Source organism: Mesorhizobium sp. M4A.F.Ca.ET.050.02.1.1, from assembly GCF_003997725.1.
In the GTDB taxonomy this organism is placed as follows: domain Bacteria; phylum Pseudomonadota; class Alphaproteobacteria; order Rhizobiales; family Rhizobiaceae; genus Mesorhizobium.
Genome location: NZ_RZSG01001088.1, coordinates 1 through 1,551 on the forward strand (window position 1 = coordinate 1; position 1,551 = coordinate 1,551).

The following is a 1,551-nucleotide window of genomic DNA, read 5'->3' on the forward strand; positions in this document are numbered from 1 at the left end:
CGACCGCCGCTACAGGACGCCAAGGCGGAGGTGCAGCGCATCGAGACCGAAGCCCGCACGCTTTCCAAGATTTTGAATGCCGCCAGCGGCGATCTTTTCCCGGCCGTGCTGGAGCAGCTCAGCGTCGAGCGCGGCTACGAGACCGCGCTGGGCGCCGCCCTCGGCGAGGATCTCGACGTGCCGCTCGACCGCAGCGCGCCGGTGCATTGGGGCGAGAGCGCGATCCAGCCGGGCGATGCAGCGCTGCCCGACGGCGTGAAGAGCCTTGCCAGCGTCGTGCGCGCGCCCTCCCAGCTTGCCCGCCGGCTGGCGCAGATCGGTATCGTGGAGGCTGCCGATGGCCGCCGTCTCCAGGCCCTGCTTGCGCCCGGCCAGCGGCTGGTCAGCCGCGACGGCGCGCTGTGGCGCTGGGACGGCTTGACCGCCAGCGCCGACGCGCCGACCGCCGCGGCACAACGGCTGGCGCAGAAGAACCGGCTGGCCGAGCTCGACGCCGAGGCGGTGCAGGCCACCCGCGTCCTGCGCGAGGCCGAAGCAGCCCTTGCCCAGGCCGAACAGGCGCTGCGCCAGGCAAGCGAGGCCGAGCGCAATGCCCGCCAGGCCGGCCGCGATGCCCAGCATGGGCTGGATGCCGCCCGCAACGCGCTGGCCGAGGCCGAGAAGGCCGGCGGCGAACTGGTGAGCCGGCGCGCCGCGCTCGACGAGGCGCGCGCCCGCGTCGTCGACAGCCATGAGGAAACCCAGGCGGCCTTCCTGGAAGCCGAAACGCTGCTGCAGGACGCGCCCGATCTCGGTGACCTGCAACTGCAGCTCGAACAGTCCTCGGCCAATGTCTCGCGCGATCGAGCCACTCTTGCCGACGCGCGCGCCGTCCATGAGGGCTTGCGGCGCGAAGCCGAAGCGCGTGTGCGCCGGCTCGAAGCCATCGGCGCCGAGCGCCGCAGCTGGCTGGAGCGGGCCGAGAACGCCTCGACGCAGATCGCCGCCCTTGGCGAGCGCAAGGCGGAAGCCGAGGCCGAGCGCGAGCGGCTGGCCGATGCTCCCGATGAGATCGATGCCAGGCGCCGCGCGCTGCTCTCGCAACTGGCCGAGGCGGAGACGCTGCGCCAGGCAGCGGCCGACCGCTTGCAGGAAGCAGAGAACAAACAGGCCGAATTCGACAAGGCCGCGACCGCTGCCATCCAATCGCTCGCCGAAGCGCGCGAAACCCGCGTCCGCGCCGAGGAGCGGCTGACCGCCGCCGACGAGCGGCGGCTGGAGGTCGAGGCGCGCATCCAGGAAACGCTGAACACGCCACCGCACCTGGTCATCCGCCACACCGGTCTGGAAGCCGATGAACCGATGCCCGAAATGGCCGATGTCGAGCGTCAGCTCGACCGGCTGAAGGTCGAGCGTGAGCGGCTCGGCGCCGTCAACCTGCGCGCCGAGGAAGAGCAGAAGGAGCTGTCCGACCGGCTGGAGACCATCGTTTCCGAGCGCGAGGACATCATCGAGGCGATCCGCAAATTGCGGCAGGCGATCCAGAGCCTGAACCGGGAAGGGCGCGAGCGG

Annotated in this window: 1 pseudogene; it reads left to right on the forward strand. The window is 71.6% G+C overall.

Features of this window, described 5'->3' with window-relative positions:
* Window positions 1-1,551: pseudogene (locus EOA33_RS35210) on the forward strand (chromosome segregation protein SMC); the annotation flags it as partial.